The organism is Pleomorphochaeta naphthae (assembly GCF_055396005.1).
The window spans coordinates 1,798,464-1,818,326 of record NZ_AP042457.1 but is presented as its reverse complement, the minus strand read 5'-3'; the positions used below and the strand labels follow the sequence as shown (position 1 = coordinate 1,818,326).

Below are 19,863 nucleotides of genomic sequence, written 5' to 3'. Positions count from 1 at the left end.
TGTGACAATTATAGCCTACCTTTGATGTAGGAGGTAACGCTATGAAGACGTTAACTACAACAATTATAATATTATTAGCAATAAGTTTTCCACTTTTTTCAGGTGGTAAAAAAGAAACAATCCCTGAGAGTGAAAATGCTATGATGATGATGGCTCAAGATCAACAAATTTCAAATACTAGCTCAGAGCCTTTTATAGAATATCAAAATCTAGAGCAAGCTAAAATGGTAGCTGCAGAAGCTCCAACAGTACTTTTCTTTTTTGCAAGTTGGTGTCCAACATGTAGAAGTGCTCGTGAAGAATTTAATGAAAGACAAGATGAATTTAAAAATATAAATATTATCTTAGTTGATTATGATAATTCAACAGATCTTAAGAAAATGTATGGAATTACTTATCAACATACTTTTGTTCAAATAGATGAAAATGGTGATACCCTAGTTAAATGGAATGGTGGTGCCACTGATAAGTTGCTTTCAACTGTAAAATTGGAGAATTAATTATGATGATACTTGCCTTTTTCGCTTTTTTATCAGGTATAGTAACGATATTATCACCATGTATCCTTCCTGTTCTTCCTATTATTCTCTCGGGAACAGTAGGAGGAAAGAAAAAGCCGGTAGGTATCGTTCTTGGATTTGTAATTAGTTTTAGTTTATTTACATTAGCTCTTTCGGCTTTAGTTCAAGCTTTTTCCATATCAGCAGATACTTTAAGATATGTGGCCGTTGCAATTATCGTAACTTTTGGTATTACATTGATGATTCCAAAATTACAATTAGTTTTAGAGAATATACTCTCTAAAGTTGCCCGCTCTAAAGGGACATCAAACCGAAATGGATTTTTTGGCGGGGTAATGACAGGCTTAAGTTTAGGCTTGGTTTGGACACCTTGTGTAGGTCCAATAATGGCATCGGTAATTAGTCTTGCAGTAAGTCAACAGGTAGATGGTGGATCTGTAATTATAGTTGCAGCCTATTCTTTAGGCACAGCAATTCCTATGTTTGCTATAATGGCTGGTGGTAGAAAACTATTAAACCGTTTCCCTAAAATAACAGCGAAAACTAAAGAAATCCAACGAGTATTTGGAGTTATTATGATAGCTGCAGGCTTAATGATTGGTTTTGGTTTTGATAGAAGTTTCCAAACCTTGATTTTGGAAGTCTTTCCAAATTATGGAACAGGATTAACTACTTTTGAACAAGGAAATCTAGTCCAAAATGCTTTAAATGATCGTAATGCAGATAGCAATACATCTGATAGTTTTGATTGGTCAGTGTCTAGTGAATCAGCTAAGGTTTCAAATTATGGAGAAGCTCCTGAATTCATTGCTAAAGGACCTTGGCTAAATACTGAGCAACCTTTATCAATTGAAGCTTTAAAAGGTAAGGTAGTTCTTATAGATTTTTGGACTTATAGCTGTATTAACTGTGTGAGAACAATTCCGCATTTAAGAGAAATTTATGACAAATATGAAAAATATGGGCTAGAGATTATTGGAGTCCATTCACCAGAATTTCCTTTTGAAAGAAATGTCGAAAATGTTCAAAAAGCAATTGAAGAATTGCAAATAACTTGGCCGGTTGTTTTAGACAACGACTTTACTCAATGGAATGCTTACAATAATCGTTATTGGCCAGCACAATTTTTCATAGATGGAAATGGAGAAATTAGATACTTTCATTTCGGTGAAGGTGGTTATGATGAAGCAGAGCAAGTAATAAGAACTTTGCTACAAGATAATGGAGCAGAACTTGATAATCAAGAAACTATTGAAATATCAACTGATAGTTTAAGTGAAAGAACTCCAGAGATTTATCTTGGCTACTTGCGAGCAACAAATTTTGCTTCTGAAGGAAGATTTGATGAGGACACACTCACAGCTTTTGAAAAAAAGGAATACCTTGAATTAGGAGAGTGGTCTTTAGGTGGAGAGTGGATTATAAGAAATGATTTTATTGAAATCGATGGAGATGGAGAATTAGAACTACTATTTAAAGGTAAAGATGTATATATGGTAATAGAACCTTTAAATGATGAGAGTATAATTACTGTTGAAATAAATGGTAAGAGTCCACAAGATACTGCTGATGTAGTTAATGGGGTTTTGAAACCTAATAGTAGTAGACTGTACCATCTAGGGAGTTTTTCTGATTCTTATGAAAAATTACTTGGCCTTAAAATTTCAGGTAATGTAAGGCTCTTTACATTCACTTTTGGTTGATTTGATAAATACCATGTTTATGTAATCAAAAATCAATAGACAGACTATCTGCTAAAAGTCAAAAAGACTATTGGAGTAAATAAAATGAAAGACAGTCATATAAAATATATATTAATAGCTATATTAATTTTGGTTTTTACACCATTATTATTAATATCGCAAGGAAATATAGAAGAACCTGAACAAGTATCTAATCTATATATCGAAGAAAGTGAACCATTACCACCAGCTGATGGAGAAAATGGTACTTGGGAAAAACCTTCTGATGATATATTGAGAGAAAATCTTACATCAATGCAGTTCGAAGTAACACAGAATGAAGGGACAGAACCTGCCTTTAATAATGAGTATTGGAATAATAAAGAAGACGGAATCTATGTAGATATAGTTTCTGGAGAGCCCCTTTTTAGTTCTGCAGATAAATTTGTATCAGGTACAGGATGGCCAAGTTTTACTAGGCCCCTATCTTCAGGAAATATAAAGGAAATAACCGATACTTCGTATGGTATGAAAAGAACAGAAGTAAAAAGCTATTTTGGGGATTCTCATCTAGGTCATGTATTTTCTGATGGCCCAGATCCAACAGGACTGCGTTACTGTATTAATTCTGCATCTTTGAAGTTCATTCCTAAAGAAGATTTGATACTTGAAGGCTATGGTCAATACTTAGATTTATTTCGCGGAGGAAGTTCTAAACTTATTATTCGAGATGAATTGAAAGAATGGGAAGATTTATACGAAAGTGATGAAGTTAGTACTGCGGTTTTTGCAGGAGGATGTTTCTGGGGAGTAGAGGCAGTATTTGAACAGCTTTACGGTGTCCTTGATGTAGATTCAGGTTACAGTGGAGGAACACAAGAAACAGCTACCTATAATAAAGTTTCATCAGGTAAGACCAATCATGCTGAGGCAGTTAGAATTATATATGATCCAGAACTTATTGATTATAGGACCTTACTTGAGGTATTTTTCACAGTTGCACATGATCCAACTCAACTTAATTACCAGGGCCCAGATCATGGCAGACAATATAGATCAGTAGTTTTTTACGCTGATGAAAATCAAAAAATTGAGACAGAACAATATATAGCTGAGCTTACAGAATCTAAAATTTATTATGATGAAATTGTAACAAGAGTTACATCACTTAAAGCATTTTATGAAGCAGAAGATTATCATCAAGATTTCTTGATTAATAATACACAACATCCATATATAACTAGTTGGGATATACCTAAATTAGAGGATTTAAATAACACTTATCCAAAATTGCTTGCAGTAAATAATCCTGAAACATTTGATAAAGCTAATGATTTGCTTGAAATCAATGAAATTAAATAATTGAAGATAGAAAAATATACTCAGTTATAATATATAAAATTAGAAATTTAAAATGCAGCCTAACTTAATAATAGTTAGGTTGTATTGTTTAATCTTAGTTGCAATTTATCTTTAGTTTAAGTTGATATTATTTATTCAAAATTTAAATTTAATTATTACATTTTAAAACTAGGGACAATATTTAGGTAGAAAATACTAAAAAAAATATTTAATTGTTTTATAGATAAAGAAATATTTGTCTCTTTATGTTTCATTGCTGCAAAAAACCTAATTGATTATTTTTTACTATTGTATTTTTCTTCTTTATTCTCCTTGACTAAAGGTTTTAATTTTTGTAATGTATATGAGCAAATGCTCATACATGAATAAGCTATTTTTTTTACACCATATATGATTGAATGAGCATGTAACAATATATACCCTAGGAGGTAAAATATATGGTAGAGATATTTAAGGCTTTAGCTGAAGAGAGTAGACTGAGAATTTTATCAATTCTACTTGAAGATGATATGTGTGTATGTGAAATAGAAAGTAGTCTTGGATTAAAACAATCGAACATATCTCGTCATTTATCGGCGCTTAAAAAAAGTGGTTTGGTAGATAGCTATAAAAAGGCACAATGGGCATATTACAAAATAAATAAAAAGTTTGTAAATGAAAATCCAAAACTTTGGCTATATCTTGAAGAAAAGTTAAAAGAGTTACCAAGTTTTCAAGAAGATAATAAAAGATGGAAAAAGTGTAAAGAAGATAAACTTTGTAATAATTAGTTTATAAAAAAAAATGAATTTAGGTATCATAATAAGGAGTTAATTATGAAAGATAAAAAGTCAAGCGATATAGGATTTTTTGAAAAATACTTAACATTGTGGGTTGTGTTATGTATGGTTGTGGGCGTAATGATAGGTAAATTTACACCAGCTATCCCAGAATTTTTAGGTCAATTTGAATCAGCAAATGTATCAATACCTATTGCAATTCTTATTTGGATTATGATTTATCCAATGATGATGAAGGTAGATTTCCAAAGTATTAAGAATGTTGGTAAAAATCCTAAAGGATTATATCTAACTTGGGTAGTAAACTGGCTTATAAAACCTTTTACTATGTTTGCAATATCATCATTCTTCTTTTTTGTTGTATTTAAAGCAATAATTCCTGAGGATTTGGCTAAAGATTATTTAGCAGGAGCCGTTTTACTTGGTGCTGCACCATGTACAGCTATGGTATTTGTATGGAGTCATTTAACAAAAGGAAACCCAGCTTACACAGTTGTTCAAGTAGCTACAAATGATTTGATCATCTTAATAGCATTTACACCAATTGTAGCCTTCTTGTTAGGTGTTGGTGGCGTTCAAGTTCCATGGGATACACTAATTTTATCAGTTGTATTATTTGTCGTAATTCCTCTAGTTGCAGGAGTAATAACTCGTATTTTAGTTGTTAAAAAAAAGGGAGAAACATATTTTAAAGAGGCCTTTATACCAAAGTTTAATAATATAACAATTGTTGGATTGCTTTTAACCTTAATTATTATCTTTTCTTTCCAAGGAGATGTAATACTAGAAAATCCATTGCACATTATTTTGATAGCTATACCATTAACTATTCAAACATTTTTTATATTCTTTGTAGCTTATATCGCTGCTAAAGTTTTAAAACTACCACATGATATAGCAGCCCCAGCTGGAATGATTGGAGCATCAAATTTCTTTGAACTATCTGTTGCAGTTGCTATTTCATTATTTGGGACAACATCACCTGTTGCTTTAGCTACAATAGTTGGTGTATTAGTCGAAGTACCTGTTATGTTAACTCTAGTTAAAATTGCAAATAATACAAAACAATGGTTTGTAAAAGATAGCTTAAACTAGGTGAAATAAAGTAAAAATTTAAGAGGCTAATATGAAAAAAATAACGATTTATGAACCTGCTATGTGTTGTCCAACAGGACTTTGTGGAGTAGGCGTTGATTCTGAATTACTTAGAATCTCAACAGTATTAAATAATTTAAAGAAAAAAGGAATCGAAGTTGAGAGATATAATTTAACAAATTCTCCTATGAAGTTTATGACAAATAAAATAGTAAATAAAATGATTAATGATAAAGGAGTTGATGAGCTACCTTTTACATTAGTAGATGAGGAAGTTGTAATTGTAGGAAGATATCCCACTAATGAAGAACTTGCTAATTTACTTGATATTCCTTTAAATACTTTAGATGAATAATTAGGAGAACTAAGAATGATTGAACAATTTAATCCACAAATTATGGATTTGACAAAATATACATTTTATACAGGCAAGGGAGGAGTAGGAAAAACTTCTACTGCTTGTGCCACTGCAGTTACTTTAGCTGACAGTGGTAAAAAGGTTCTTTTAATAAGTACCGATCCTGCATCTAATTTACAAGATGTATTTAATACCGAACTTAATAATAAAGGTGTGTTAATTAAAGAAGTTCCAAATCTTGTTGTTGCTAATCTTGATCCTATTCAAGCTGCTGCAGAATATAGAGAGTCCGTGATTGCTCCATATAGAGGGAAACTTCCTGAGGCTGTGCTAAATAATATGGAAGAACAACTATCAGGTTCTTGTACTGTTGAAATTGCAGCATTTAATGAGTTTTCAAAATTCATTACAGATGAAGAGATTCAAACAAAATATGATAATATCATTTTTGATACAGCTCCTACTGGACATACCCTAAGGATGTTACAATTACCTTCAGCTTGGGATAACTTTATTAGTGAGAGTACACATGGTGCATCTTGCTTAGGACAACTTTCAGGGCTTGAGAGTCAAAAAGATGTTTATAAAAAGGCTGTTGCAACTTTATCAGATAAAAACTTGACAACTTTAGTCTTAGTTTCACGCCCAGAAACAGCACCTTTAATAGAAGCGCAAAGGGCATCAATAGAACTATGTGAAATAGGTGTCGAAAATCAAATGCTTATCATAAATGGGGTAATAACTTCACATGATGATAAGATATCTGATAGCTTATATAATAAACAGCAGAAAGCTCTTTCTATAATGCCTTCAAAATTAAAATCAATACAAAGCTATTTCATTCCTTTGCGAGGTTATAATGTTACAGGTGTCGATAATGTAAGATCTTTATTAATTAAAGATAATTTAAGTGTTAGTGAAAAAGCTATTAAATCACAGAATATTCTAGAACTTAAAGATGTTATTGATGATCTTTCAAATAGTAACAAGAAAGTAATTTTTACAATGGGTAAAGGTGGAGTTGGAAAGACAACAATTGCTGCAGCCATAGCTTTAGGACTATCGAAAAAAGGAAAAAAAGTTCAGCTTACAACTACAGATCCTGCTGCTCATCTTAAATATGTTATATCTGAAAGTGATGGTATTAGTATGAGTCATATTGATGAACAAGCAGAATTAAAGAAATATCAAGAAGAAGTACTTTCAAAAGCTAAGGAAACTATGTCTGCTGAGGATTTAGCTTATGTAGAAGAGGATTTGAGATCACCTTGTACTCAAGAGATAGCAGTGTTTAGAGCTTTTGCTGAAATAGTTGAAAAGGCAGAAAATGAAATAGTTGTTATAGATACAGCTCCCACTGGACATACACTTCTTCTATTAGAATCTACTCAAAGCTATAATCAGGAAATTGAACGTTCAAAGGGTGATATTCCTGAAGCAGCAAAAAAACTCTTACCTAGACTTCATAATTCTGATGAAACTGAAGTTATTATTGTAACTTTGCCAGAAGCTACACCAGTTTATGAAGCTAAACGATTAGAAGAAGACTTAAAAAGGGCTAAAATAAATAATAAATGGTGGATAATTAACTCATCATTATATCAGACAGGAACAACTAATTTGTTGTTATCAGCAAAAGCAAGTAATGAAATTGAATGGATTAACAAGGTTGATGAATATTCAAAAGGAAACTTTGCTGTAATAGCCTGGAATCCTGATGAAATTAAAGGTGAAAACTTAAAAAATCTATTGGATTAATATTTCAGATATTTTAAAAATATCTGAGTGATAATTATAAATAATATTTAGAGGTAATAAAAATGAAAATTACAGACGAAGCTAAAGCCATGCTTCAAGAATTATTTGCTTCAAATGATAGCAATTGTCTAAAAGCTATGTTACAAAAATCTTGCTGTGGGACTTCTCTTGCTTTTAACTTAGCAAAACTAGAAGAAGGTGATGAATATACTTCCATAAATGGAATCTCCGTGTTAATGGATGATGATGCTAAAAAACGAGCTGAATCAGTAACAATTACTGTTGAGAATGGTGAGTTGTCAATTCATGATGAAGCATCATCGTGTTGTTGTTAATCTTTTAAAATATTTTTTATCCCCTTGATGAATCAATTTTTCAAGGGGATTCTTAAACTCTATTAAATAATTATTGTGTTATTAAAAAACCCAATTAGCATTAGTTGCTTTTTCTGATACTTCCCAAAGTTTTTTTGCTACCTTTTTATCTTTTGCATGTGGTTTAATTTTGCACTTTCCCACAGGACCAACCCAATAACTTCTTCCAGTTGGACCGTAAAATCCTTTTTCATCCAAATCTTTCTCAGTTGCACACATTAGTTCTGGATAAGCTCCTTTTTCAGCTGATTGAGTTAAAGGAGTCATTAATTTAAAAGATATTCTCATAAATAAATTACCGCTAGTATTAATTAACGATGTTCTAGAAGAACCTGGATGACAAGCATATACTTTTACATCAGTCTTTCTAGCTTTTTTTAACTTATCTTGTAAATGATAAACAGACATTATTTGAGCAAGTTTGCTTTGACTATAAGCATTATTACCAGTGTAATCCTTATCCCAGTTCATATCATCAAATTTTATTGTTTTAATTCCCATATCATATCCCATACTGCCAACAGTTACGATACGTCCTTTAGATTTCTCAATTAAGGGAAAGAGTAAGCTTTGAAGTAAGAAATGGCCATAATGATTAACTCCTAATTGACTTTCAAAACCGTCAACTGTTAACTTTTGTTTTGGAACTTGAGCAATCGCCCCATTACACATTAATGCATCTATTCTGTTTATTTTTTCATTTATTTCTTTGCCCGCTTTTCTAACAGAGGAAAGATCTCCTAAATCTATCTTTATATATGAGATATCAATATTATTACCTAGTTCTTTTTTTAATATTGAAATTACTTTTTTAGATTTTTCAGGATTCCGATTTAACATCACAACTTTTGCATCTTTTGATAATAAAATTTTTGTAGCTTCGAATCCTGTACCACTAGTAGCACCTGTTATTAAATATGTTTTTCCTTTTAAGGACTTAATTCTATCTGGTGTCCAACCTTTTTTCCCAAATTGTCTATCTGCCATTTTATGACTCCTTTAATTTTATTTTAATTTGTATCTAATATATTTACTTAATGTATATATATAATATAACTCTCAATAATATATAAAAATAGTATAAATTATCTTTAAAATATGCCTATTTATATCATTTAGGTTGAAAATTGTTATTTTAATTGATATTTTTATTTCATGATAAAACAACAAATAAAAGAAATTATAAATAATAGAGTTTTTGAAGATAAATTGATTGAAACAGGAATAAAGGGTGTAAAACTTTTTAAAGTAACAAAATCTCATCAATGTGCTCCTGTTGTATATGAGCCGACAGTAGTTGCAATTGTAAATGGCGCAAAAGAAGCAATTTTGGATGGAAAATCTTATATATTTGATAGCAATAAATATTTATGTTGTCCCATATCTATGCCTGTAGAAGCTGGGACTCCACAAGCCTCAGTTGAAAATCCTTTATTAGGAGTTCATATTACGTTAGACACACGGGTAATGAGAGAGATTGTAATTGAAATGGATAATTCAATTGAATCAATGCCTAAAACTAAAAAAGGCTCTATACCAAAAGGTCTAGCCTTAGCTAGTTGGGACGATAATTTTAGTGAAGCTTTATTTAGATTACTTAAAATAATCAATAATCCAATGGATCTTGCAATACTTGGGCAATCTCGCTTGAGAGAGTTATATTACACTATATTAAAGGGCGAAGCTGGAGATACAGCTAGAAATTCTTTTGGAGTAGGTAATGAGATTGCACGATCAATAGAATTTATATCTAGAAACTTAGATAAACCTATAACTATAGACGATATGGCAAAGCAAGTGGGGATGAGCAGAGCTGTATTTCATCGTAAATTTAAGCAAGCAACAACTATGTCTCCAATACAGTTTATAAAATCAATGCGCTTAAACAATGGGGCTATGAAAATAGCATCAGGTATGAATATAAATGAAGTTGCCATGCAAGTTGGATATGTTAGTGCATCACAATTTAGTAGAGAGTTTAAACGGTTATATGGACAGTCACCAAAGCAATGGAGTCAAAATATAACATTGTCAGCTGATACAATAAGACAAGCGATCCCAAGTGCGACATATTTTGACTAATTTTTAGTTTTCCTATTATAATTATTATCGATCTTGGATATTTTTATTAATTCTACTGATATTAAAAAATGACGAAATCACTTTGGAGTAATTTTGATTTATATATCTATCTGCAAACTAGTATATACTATAATATCCTAACAATTATAATAATTAGCATAGATAATCAAATCCACCGATAATTCGGTGCGATGTATGGATATCTTCCTCAAAAAATGACCAATCAATATTATATTGAAAATAAGTATCCATATTTGTAATGATTTCATAACTAATTATTTCACTAAAATCTAGTCCGTTATAACTACGTTTTTGATAATTATCATTTTTATATATCCAATAATTTGAGTTACCAAAATTTCCTATAATCACAACTATAAATTTAGAAATTTTATGCTTATAATTTAGATTGGTATTAAATGAAAATCTTAGAGTATTAGGTAAGCTTAAAAAATTTCTCCAATCTAAATCAAAAATTGCATTTGTATTCCACATTATTAAATAATTATCATAAGAATCAAAAATTAGGTATAGATTATTGTTTATAGACAAATTTTTGGAGGCTTCATCAGTAAATGTGGGTAAAATTTAAAAAATTGGAGTTAATTTATATCAGTAAATTGGAGTTGGAAATAAATAAATTTAAATTTCAGAAATATAATTGAAAAAGTCACCAGTTATCGTCTATTGTAGTTTTACCACAAACCAACAAAAGAGGTATAACCAGTGACTATCAAGAGCTTATTAAAACAATTAATTGGTGTCAATAATGTAAAAGTTTTAAATTGGAATTTAATTAATAATTCTAAAAATATTAAAGAGCTTTATATTCATGTGGAATCATATAAAAGAGAGCAGAACAGATGCCCAATCTGTGGAAAAAAATTACCAGGATACGACAAAAATAATACTTTACGAAAATGGAGATCTTTAGATGTTGGAACTATTGCTGTATATGTTTTAGCAAGTACTAATCGAGTAACTTGTCCAGATCATGGTGTTATAACTGCAGCAGTTCCTTGGGCTAGGCATAACTCTAGATTTACTAAAGATTTTGAAAATCAAGTAGCCTGGTTAGCTTTTAATTTAAGCAAGAAAACATTATCAGAGTTTATGGGTGTTTCTTGGAATACTGTTGGTGATATTATTAATAGAGTATTATGGGATATTGCTCCTAATTATGAAGATAGGTTTAACAATTTAGTTAATATTGGAATTGATGAAACTAGCTATAAAAAAGGACATAATTATATTACAACAGTTGTAAATAACGATGATAGTACAGTTATATGGGCAGAGGAAGGACATAATCAAAAAACTTTATCTAAATTCTTTGAATATTTAAGTCCAGAACAGAGAGCCTCTATTAAGACTGTTAGTGGTGATGGAGCTAGATGGATAAAGGCTTGTCTAGATAAATATATTCCTAATGCAGAGCGTTGTATTGATCCTTTTCATGCAATTGGATGGGCACAAGTTGCTTTAGATGATGTAAGAAAAGCTGCCTCCCAAAGAGCAAGAGCAATACTTGAACAGAAGGAAGGAAAACCAAAGAAGAGAGGTAGAGGACGACCTAAGAAAGGAGATGAGAAACCAATAGATGAATCAAAGATTATAAAAAATTCTAAATTTGCCTTACGCAAGAACCCTGAAAACTTAACAAAAAATCAGAGAGAAAAATTGGAAATGATAAAGCTTAATGATAATCAATTATATAGAGCATATAGGCTAAAAGAAGAGCTTAGATTTATATTCAAGCTTGATGATATGGATGAAGTTAAAGAACATTTAGATTCATGGTTATCTTGGGCTAGAAGATGCAGAATACCAAGTTTTATAGATCTTGGAAGAAAAATAAAACGACACTATGATGCTATTATGGCAACTAGAACATACAATATTAGCAATGCAAAAACTGAGGCTTTAAATAACAAAATAAAACTCTGTATTAGAAGAGCTTACGGGTTTAGAAACATAAATAATTTACTCAATTCTGTACTTTTGGTTTGTAGTAACATAAAAATCTCTTTAGCTAATAGATAAAATCAGTTAACAAAGGGACTTAACAAGAGAATTAATAGAATCTAACCCACAAATAGTTTAGAAGAGCCAATTTTTGTATTATTATTTAATGAAAAAAATGAATATGATAAATTACTGTTAAACATATATAATAAGTTATCTGAAAAGGTCCTACCTATTTCATATTGTAAGGAATTATTATTTATCAGTGTTGAAATTATCACTGTCATTATAATCAGTATAAGTAAAACTATTATGAGATTGAATAGTGGACGAGATTTTTAATCTTTTACCTTGATATATAGTATCAAGAGAAAAATAATCTTTTGTATCTATATCTTCGACAAAACCTTCTTTTTTGATAGGTAAACTTATTGATAAAGATAAGCCTGTTTATAAATTCATTGAATTATAATCATCAAAGTCAGCGAAAACTCGCCCAGACATTAAAGAAGTAATTAAAATTGATGGGTCTTTAGATATGTCATTATAAATTAAGGGGAGGGTAACAATAGAAGAAAAGCTTTTATTATTTAAAAATATATTTGCAAAAGATAAGTTACTTTCATGATTTATCAAAGAAAGATTTACAATAGAATATTTTAAATCTATTAGTCTGCCTATCTCATCCTAAAATAATATCGAAAAGTAGGATATGTATTATTTATTTTATCAACTTTGATATCAAATGAACTGTTGATTAAAATATTATTTAAATAAATTGATAAAATAAGCAGAATATAAAGTTGATTCTATCGTTTTAGATTATGGAAAAATTAAAAGTGATAAATAACATTTATTGTTTTAATAAAGAAGAAATAGATTTATGATTGGAAAAGGTGAGTTGATCATGATAAAGAAAAAATGTAATTAATTAATGTTTTAGTAGAGGGATGTTTTATGAAGTAGAATTTAAGATTAAAGTGTTATAATCAATTCAAAGATATAGGGTTTTTATAAATTTGATAAAATTTGAGAATTAGATTATAAGAAATATTATGATGACTTAAGGGAAAATATGAGATATAAAACTATTTTTGATGTACCCTCTTGCTTTATTTAGTCGTTTTAATTAGTCTTTCTCAGTTATGGAGAAATGTTTTGAATTATAATTTTTTAGAAGGTAGTATATCAAAAAAATTAATTAAATTTACTATTCCTATTTTAATTGCTCTGTTTTTGCAACAACTATATGGTGCTATAGATTTACTAATAGTTGGTAATTTTGCTACAGCTGCAGATGTATCGGCTGTAAGTATTGGTTTTCAATTTATTTCTATTTTTATTAATTTAATAGCTGGTTTATCAATGGGAACAACTATAATAATTGGACAAAAAATAGGAGCACAACAATCTAAAGATTTAGGAGAAGTAATAGGAGCTGGTATATTTATATTTTTTATAATAGCTTTAGGTTTTACTTTCTTAATAGGATTAAATGGTTCTTTTTTTTCTTCAATGTTAAATACTCCAGATGAGTCGTTTGCAAAAACTTCACAATATATAAGTGTACTGGCTTATGGTTCTATTTTTTTAGTTTCATATAATGTACTTGGTTCAATTTTTAGAGGAATTGGAGACTCTACAACTCCTTTGATTGCTGTAATCATTGCAACAATTGTTAATATAATATTAGATATATTATTTGTTCATTCTTTTCAAATGGGATCATATGGGGCTGCTGTTGCAACTGTGATAGCACAAGCTGTAGCTGTATTGTTTTCTTTATTTATTATAACGAGGAAAAAACAAATATTTACTTTAAGGTTTAAAGATATATCATTTCACAAGAAGTATACAAAGCAAACATTAAGCTTAGGATCTCCTGTTGCAATAAATGCATTTTTAGTTACTCTCTCTTTTACCTTTGTTTTATCCATAGCTAATAGATTTGGTGTTTACAGTTCAGCTGGAGTTGGAGTTACAGAAAGACTTATTAGTTTCTTGATGTTAATTCCAATGGCATTTTCTCAAGCAATTGCAAGCTTTGTAGCACAAAACGTAGGTGCTAAAAAACATAAACGAGCCTCAGATGGAGTAAAAATTACGATTTTAATTTCTTTAGCTTTTGCCTTTATTTCAATGTTTATAGCATTAGTTAAAGGCCCATTATTACTTTCATTATTTACAAATAATCCTAAAGTGGTTCCACCTGCTTATGAATATTTAAAAGCTTATTGTTTTGATATATTCTTTACAGCTTTCTTATTTCCTTCAATAGGATATTTTAATGGGTATGGAAAAACTAAATTTACTTTGATATCAGGGACAGCTGGAGCTCTTTTATTTAGAATACCAATTTCTTATTTATTGTCTTTAGTAACTCCAACTTCTATTTTCTTAATAGGTTTAGGAACTCCTGCTGGAACAGTATTTCAATTAACAATATCTTACATATATTATAAACATCTTCAAAAACAAATAAAAAAAGAACAACTAAAAACTCCTATCTAAAGGATATAATTTCAAAACATGTAAATAATTGAATTTAAAAATAAGAATATCTTAATAAGGAAAAGGGTTAATTAATTTTTAATAATTGAATAGAGCATTCTCTTTAAATCTTTTACAATCAAATCGCAAAGAGTGTACGATCCACCTTTAAGACACCAATCAATAATATCTCCTCTACCGATGCGAAGAGAAGCTTCAGCAATTTCGTTTGGGTCAGTATCACTTTTGAAATAACCTTCTTTAATTCCTTCTTCAATTGTTTCAACTAATGTAATATAAAGTTTTCTGTTGTGACTAAAGGAATAATCAGGTTTAGATGATATTATTTGATAATAAGAGCCAACCATTAAAACATAACCAAGTTCCTCTTGCATCAAACATGCAGACTGTTCAAGAATCCCAATAAGTTTATCAACAGGTGAATTAAACTTTTTCTCATCAAGACGCTTAAATAATCTTTCATCGATTATTTGGTATGTCTCATCAATTATACTATCTTTAGATGAAAAGTAATGGTAAAAAGTACCCAGAGAAATATTTGCAGCCTTACATATTTCTTTAACTTTTACAGAGTTGTATCCTCTCTCTTTAAATAAAGCCATTGCTGTTTCAGAAATATGCCATTTTTTATCTAAGGCTTTTTGTTCACGAGTATTCAGTTTTTTCATATGCAAAATAATACCAAATTATCAATACACCGTAAAGCTATATATTTAAACATTCGAAATTAGATATTTTTTTATCTTTTTTTTATTTAAATCAATAAATTTTTATTGACTTTTGAAAAATCTGCCTACATAATGGACTAGAACCTTATTCTAGAACGTGGTTCTACTTATTTTATTTTCGCACTTAGAGGTTTTTATTATGACAAGCAAACAAGGGGCTAAAATCCCCTCATTTATCAAATTAGTGCTTTTCTTAACGCTATTTACAGCAACAGCACTTCTTACGATGTTTCAGCCAATATGGGCAAACATCCCACTTAATATAATAATCCCAGTATTATTATTAATGTTTATGGAAATGGTTTTTTTTGAAAGATTAAAGCTATCAACACTGATCTGTATGAGATTGTTGGTTGTTGTTACAATATTTGGACTATTTTCAGGAACGACATGTGTTAAAATCGTTTTGGTTCTTTGGATGATTAATATTCTTGAGGCAACTCTTACAGACTTGAGTAAGAAGCATTATTTCAATGCAATAACAGGGTTTGTATTAACTTTGTCTTTATTTACTTTCTTTACTCAAGAAAACTTATCTTCATGGAATGGTATTTATTATAGTTTAATGTTCAAAGGATCAGTTGGAACTATCTGTTGGATTATATCCTATACTATTTGGAACTGGGACTTTGTTAGTTATGATTTTCCCCCAGCTATTGCAAAGCTCCATTTAGCAGTTTTAGCTTCTCCAATTGTTGGTGCCTTAATTACAGGAAATCCTGGTCTTTGGTTTATCTTAAGAGGGAATAGTCTTACAACTGCAGGGGTTACAGAAATTTCTTTTAAAAAGAAAATTGTTAAAGCACTCGAAAGTGATAAAATGACAAATTTTGTTGAAAAAGTTCATACAGTTCCAATTCAAATCACTTTAATGATTATAAACGTATTGCTAGTGGCAGTACCAATTTTAGTTTTGTAAATAATAAATAAGAGGAGAATTATAAATGAATCATTATGATGCAATTATCATAGGTGCCGGTAACGGTGGGCTATCTTCAGCAGTTAGGTTAGCTACTAAAGGTAAAAAAGTATTAGTTCTTGAAAAACATAATATCCCTGGTGGATGTGGAACTAGTTTTAGAAGAGGTAGATTTGAATTTGAAGTTGCTCTTCATCAATTATCAAGTATGGGAACTAGTGAAAAACCTGGAGAGTTAAGAAAACTTTTTAGAGAATATGGAATTGAAGATAAAATTGAATGGATTCCAATTAAATCTCTATATCAAGTAAATCTTCCAAGTGGTAAAAACCAATCTATTCCTGCAAATAGAAAAGAAGCTGAAAAAGTTCTTTGCGAACAATTCCCAAAAGAAAAAGACAATATTCTAAGATATTTTCAAACAGTTTATGATTTTCACAATCAAACTAATGCATTTATGGCTATGCAAGCTAAATCTACTAGTGAACCTAGTGAAATAAAGAAATTTATTGTAAAAAGTGTTTTTGCAAAGAAATTTCCTGTACTTGCAAAGTATGCTATGTGTAGCACACAAGAAGTTTTAGACGAATTTTTTGAAGACAAGGAACTTCAATTGTGCTTAAGTGCTTATTGGTGTTTTATGGGAATGCCTCCAGAAAGATTTCCTTTCTCAATTCTTGCAAGATGTACAGCTATTTACATTGATGATCATCCTTATTATGTAAGAGGCGGATCTCAAGTAATTTCCCAAGCTTTAGCAGATGCTATTCGCGAAAATGGGGGAACTGTAAAATATAATTGTGGTGTTAAAGAAATTGTTATCAAGAACAATAAAGCTTGTGGCGTTATTGATGAAAATGGTGAAGAATACTCCTGTGATGATATTATTTCAGGTATTTCACCAATTGATACATACTTTAAGTTAATTAAAAAAGAGGAAGTTCCAAAAGATGCTAGAAAATATTTATCAGCATACACTGTTGGAATATCTGCTTTAGTTTGCTATATGGGACTTGATTGTAAGCCAGAAGATATTGGATATACTGATTCATTTAATTTAACTTATGATAATTTAGATTGTAATGAAGTTTTCCAAAAGGCCTATACACTAATGCCTGAAACTGATCCGATTATAAATACTTGTTATACAGTTGACGATCCAAAAGTTTCTCCTGAAGGTACAAGTGTTATTTCTGCTGGTGCTTTAAAATTCGGTAAACCTTGGATGGAGTTATCACCTGAAGAATATCATAAAACAAAATATGAAGCTGGAAATATTATTATTGATAGACTTGAAAAAATGTATCCAGGTCTTCGCAGTCATATAGAAGAAATTGAAGTAGCAACTCCTTTGACATATATGCATTATCTTCATCATCCAGAAGGTTCTATTTATGGTTTTGAACAAGATTTAAAATCATCTGTATTCTTCTTTCCAAGAGAAGACCAAGTAGAAAATCTAACATTTGCTAATGGATGGGTCAATATTTGTGGATTTGGCCCTAATTACATGTATGGTGCACAAGTTGCAGATAGAATTCTAAATAGGGAGACAAAATAATGGCTGATTTAAAGAATATGATTATAGCATCTATGCCTCACGGAAAAGAAATATTACAAGAAATAGATGATAAAAGAAAAAATGGTACTAATTATGAACTAGAAATTGGAAAGGTTGAATCTACTGTTGGTAAATACCATAAGAATAGTCTTAATTTAGTTGTAAATAAAATAATTGAACACGGAAGTCTCGCGAGAACTATTCGTCTAACGCCTAAAGAGGGTATTTTACCAATTTTTGAAGCTGGTCAATATTTAAACTTATTTACTGAAATTGAAGGAGTTAGAACTTCTCGTCCTTATTCAATTTCTTCATCTCCTCTTCAAAGAGCTTATTATGAAATTACTATTGCGAGAACTAAATCCGGTTTTGTTTCAGACTTTTTATTAGACAATGTTAAAGTTGGTGATGAATTTAGTGCAAATGGTCCAGCAGGTGCTTTCCATTTTAACCCAATTTTCCATAGCAAAAAAAGTGTAATGATTGCTGGTGGAAGTGGTATTACCCCTTTCATGAGTATGTGCCGTGAAATTTTTGATAACCGTCTAGATAGAGAAGTTCATCTAATCTATGGTTGTAGAAATAGTGAATCTGTTTTATTTAAAGAAGAACTTGAATCTTTAGCAAAAACATATGAAAACTTTACTTTCACTTTAGTTTTATCTGAAGCTGAAGCTGGTTATTCAGGTAAAACAGGCTTTATAGATGAAGCCTGCATTAAAGACTTAGTAAAAGATATTAAAGGTAGTACTTTCTATATTTGTGGCCCACAAATTATGAATGACTTTGTTGTTAATGCTTTATTAAGTTTGGGTGTTAGAAAAGCAATGATAAGACGGGAGATGTTTGGTAGTCGTCAAGATATCCAAAATGAACCAGGTTGGCCAAGTGAGCTTAGTGGAAAGGAAACTTTCACAATTACAATTGATGGAAAAACAAAAATTAAAGGCTTAAGTGGTGAAAGTCTTCTAACTTCTTTAGAAAGAGCAGGTGTTCGAATGAATGTATGTTGTAGAAGTGGAGAGTGTAGCCTTTGTCGTATTCAACTTACAAGTGGCAAAGTCTTCCTTTCAAAAGGAATGCTACTTAGATATGCTGATGAAAAATTTGGCTATATCCACTCTTGTAAAGCTTATCCAATTACAGATGTAAGCATTAATCTATAATGTTAATTTAAATTAAAATAGAAGGTAAATAATATGTTATTTTTTGAAGCACAACCTTTATCAAACTGGTTGATGTTATTTTTGGTATTTGGTGTTTTATTATTACTTAATGAAATATGTCGAAGGACGAAGCTTGGGGGAATTATTCTTTTAATTGTCCTACCATTATTGTTGACTATATTTGTATGTCCAAAAACTACAAAAGGTACTAGTGTTGATGATTGGTTTCATTTTGCAAAAGTATACTCTTCGCTTGCTGGTTGTATTGGATTTTTTCTTATTCGCCATATTGAAGGAGCAACTAAAAAGAAATGGGTTTTAATCTTCCCTCCTTTAATTTTAGCTGTTAATATTTTAGAAGCTGTAATTAGAGATTTTGAAATCGGTGGAATGGGTTTAGTTGCACAAGTTTTTGATGGTATGATGATGACAAGTGGTCCTTGGAATTATTTAAACGGCATTGCTGGTATTTTAAATATCATTACAATAACAGGATGGGCTGGAATTGTAATTAGTTCTTCAAAGAGCAAGGATATGCTTTGGCCAGATATGTGTTGGTTCTGGATTATAGCTTATGATTTATGGAATTTTGCATATACTTATAACTGTCTAGGGGATCATGCATGGTATTGTGGTATTGCTTTACTAGTTGCTCCAACTTTTGCAGCATTTACCTTCAAAAAGGGTGCTTGGTTACAACATAGAGCTCAGACTTTAGCTTTCTGGTGTATGTTTGCTATGACTTATCCCTCCTTTATTGATAATTCACGTTTTGCAGTTCATGCAAGCCAAAATCCAACTGCTTTGATGTTAGCAAGTACACTTTCATTAGTTGCTAATGTCGCTGTATTTGTATTCATGGTTTACAAAGTTGTAAAAACTAAGAGAAACCCATACTCAAGTGAACTTTATACAGATTTAAGCTGTTATAGAGAAGTTGCAAATGATGCTATGCCAGTTTAATTCTAATATTAATTAATAAAATTAATAATTAAAAATTAT

Annotated in this window: 18 protein-coding genes; 15 read left to right on the top strand and 3 right to left on the bottom strand. The window is 30.3% G+C overall.

What is annotated here, in order from left to right:
- Positions 1 to 41: 41 nt before the first annotated feature.
- From ACZ5SO_RS08240 to ACZ5SO_RS08205, 8 genes are all read left to right on the top strand, one after another.
- Positions 42 to 500 (top strand): TlpA family protein disulfide reductase, encoded by a 459-nt coding sequence (locus ACZ5SO_RS08240; RefSeq protein ID WP_464623970.1) that lies wholly within the window; start codon positions 42 to 44, stop codon positions 498 to 500.
- A 2-nt stretch (positions 501 to 502) separates the two neighbouring features.
- The gene (locus ACZ5SO_RS08235; RefSeq protein ID WP_464623969.1) at positions 503 to 2,224 is read left to right on the top strand and encodes a cytochrome c biogenesis protein DipZ; all 1,722 of its coding nucleotides are present in this window, start codon (positions 503 to 505) and stop codon (positions 2,222 to 2,224) included.
- Positions 2,225 to 2,308: 84 nt separating this feature from the next.
- Positions 2,309 to 3,565, top strand: a complete 1,257-nt coding sequence (locus ACZ5SO_RS08230) for a bifunctional methionine sulfoxide reductase B/A protein (protein ID WP_464623968.1) — start codon at positions 2,309 to 2,311, stop codon at positions 3,563 to 3,565.
- 437 nt (positions 3,566 to 4,002) lie between these two features.
- Entirely contained in the window at positions 4,003 to 4,335 is a 333-nt protein-coding gene (locus tag ACZ5SO_RS08225) for an ArsR/SmtB family transcription factor (protein WP_464623967.1), read from the top strand.
- 45 nt (positions 4,336 to 4,380) lie between these two features.
- Positions 4,381 to 5,439 (top strand): ACR3 family arsenite efflux transporter, encoded by a 1,059-nt coding sequence (gene arsB / locus ACZ5SO_RS08220; protein WP_464623966.1) that lies wholly within the window; start codon positions 4,381 to 4,383, stop codon positions 5,437 to 5,439.
- A 31-nt stretch (positions 5,440 to 5,470) separates the two neighbouring features.
- Entirely contained in the window at positions 5,471 to 5,794 is a 324-nt protein-coding gene (gene arsD, locus ACZ5SO_RS08215; RefSeq protein ID WP_464623965.1) for an arsenite efflux transporter metallochaperone ArsD, read from the top strand.
- Positions 5,795 to 5,809: 15 nt separating this feature from the next.
- Positions 5,810 to 7,555 carry an arsenical pump-driving ATPase gene (gene arsA / locus ACZ5SO_RS08210; RefSeq protein WP_464623964.1) on the top strand — a complete coding sequence of 582 codons (1,746 nt, stop codon included), beginning with the start codon at positions 5,810 to 5,812 and terminating at the stop codon, positions 7,553 to 7,555.
- 62 nt (positions 7,556 to 7,617) lie between these two features.
- Positions 7,618 to 7,890, top strand: a complete 273-nt coding sequence (locus tag ACZ5SO_RS08205; RefSeq protein WP_464623963.1) for a hypothetical protein — start codon at positions 7,618 to 7,620, stop codon at positions 7,888 to 7,890.
- An 81-nt stretch (positions 7,891 to 7,971) separates the two neighbouring features.
- On the opposite strand, the gene ACZ5SO_RS08200 is transcribed toward ACZ5SO_RS08205, so the two are convergent.
- Positions 7,972 to 8,916 (bottom strand): SDR family oxidoreductase, encoded by a 945-nt coding sequence (locus ACZ5SO_RS08200; protein WP_464623962.1) that lies wholly within the window; start codon positions 8,914 to 8,916, stop codon positions 7,972 to 7,974.
- 168 nt (positions 8,917 to 9,084) lie between these two features.
- On the opposite strand from ACZ5SO_RS08200, the gene ACZ5SO_RS08195 reads away from it, so the two are divergent.
- Positions 9,085 to 10,011 (top strand): AraC family transcriptional regulator, encoded by a 927-nt coding sequence (locus ACZ5SO_RS08195; RefSeq protein ID WP_464623961.1) that lies wholly within the window; start codon positions 9,085 to 9,087, stop codon positions 10,009 to 10,011.
- 153 nt (positions 10,012 to 10,164) lie between these two features.
- On the opposite strand, the gene ACZ5SO_RS08190 is transcribed toward ACZ5SO_RS08195, so the two are convergent.
- Complete coding sequence (locus ACZ5SO_RS08190) at positions 10,165 to 10,506, bottom strand: hypothetical protein (protein WP_464623960.1); 342 nt, start codon at positions 10,504 to 10,506, stop codon at positions 10,165 to 10,167.
- Between the two features lie 231 nt (positions 10,507 to 10,737).
- On the opposite strand from ACZ5SO_RS08190, the gene ACZ5SO_RS08185 reads away from it, so the two are divergent.
- On the top strand, positions 10,738 to 12,054 hold the full coding sequence (locus tag ACZ5SO_RS08185; RefSeq protein WP_464623959.1) for an ISL3 family transposase: 1,317 nt from the start codon (positions 10,738 to 10,740) through the stop codon (positions 12,052 to 12,054).
- Between the two features lie 1,080 nt (positions 12,055 to 13,134).
- Positions 13,135 to 14,487 carry an MATE family efflux transporter gene (locus tag ACZ5SO_RS08180; RefSeq protein ID WP_464623958.1) on the top strand — a complete coding sequence of 451 codons (1,353 nt, stop codon included), beginning with the start codon at positions 13,135 to 13,137 and terminating at the stop codon, positions 14,485 to 14,487.
- Between the two features lie 71 nt (positions 14,488 to 14,558).
- On the opposite strand, the gene ACZ5SO_RS08175 is transcribed toward ACZ5SO_RS08180, so the two are convergent.
- Positions 14,559 to 15,155 carry a TetR/AcrR family transcriptional regulator gene (locus tag ACZ5SO_RS08175; RefSeq protein WP_464623957.1) on the bottom strand — a complete coding sequence of 199 codons (597 nt, stop codon included), beginning with the start codon at positions 15,153 to 15,155 and terminating at the stop codon, positions 14,559 to 14,561.
- Between the two features lie 199 nt (positions 15,156 to 15,354).
- Between ACZ5SO_RS08175 and ACZ5SO_RS08170 the strand changes: the two genes are divergently transcribed.
- The 4 genes from ACZ5SO_RS08170 to ACZ5SO_RS08155 are packed head-to-tail and all read left to right on the top strand — an operon-like array spanning position 15,355 to position 19,824.
- Positions 15,355 to 16,134 carry a hypothetical protein gene (locus tag ACZ5SO_RS08170; protein ID WP_464623956.1) on the top strand — a complete coding sequence of 260 codons (780 nt, stop codon included), beginning with the start codon at positions 15,355 to 15,357 and terminating at the stop codon, positions 16,132 to 16,134.
- 25 nt (positions 16,135 to 16,159) lie between these two features.
- Positions 16,160 to 17,695 (top strand): phytoene desaturase family protein, encoded by a 1,536-nt coding sequence (locus ACZ5SO_RS08165; protein ID WP_464623955.1) that lies wholly within the window; start codon positions 16,160 to 16,162, stop codon positions 17,693 to 17,695.
- Positions 17,695 to 18,861: a flavin reductase family protein gene (locus ACZ5SO_RS08160; protein WP_464623954.1), complete on the top strand. Its 1,167-nt coding sequence runs from the start codon at positions 17,695 to 17,697 to the stop codon at positions 18,859 to 18,861. Before ACZ5SO_RS08165 ends, ACZ5SO_RS08160 begins: the two co-directional genes overlap by 1 nt.
- 33 nt (positions 18,862 to 18,894) lie before the next feature.
- The gene (locus tag ACZ5SO_RS08155; protein ID WP_464623953.1) at positions 18,895 to 19,824 is read left to right on the top strand and encodes a DUF5692 family protein; all 930 of its coding nucleotides are present in this window, start codon (positions 18,895 to 18,897) and stop codon (positions 19,822 to 19,824) included.
- Positions 19,825 to 19,863 lie beyond the last annotated feature (39 nt).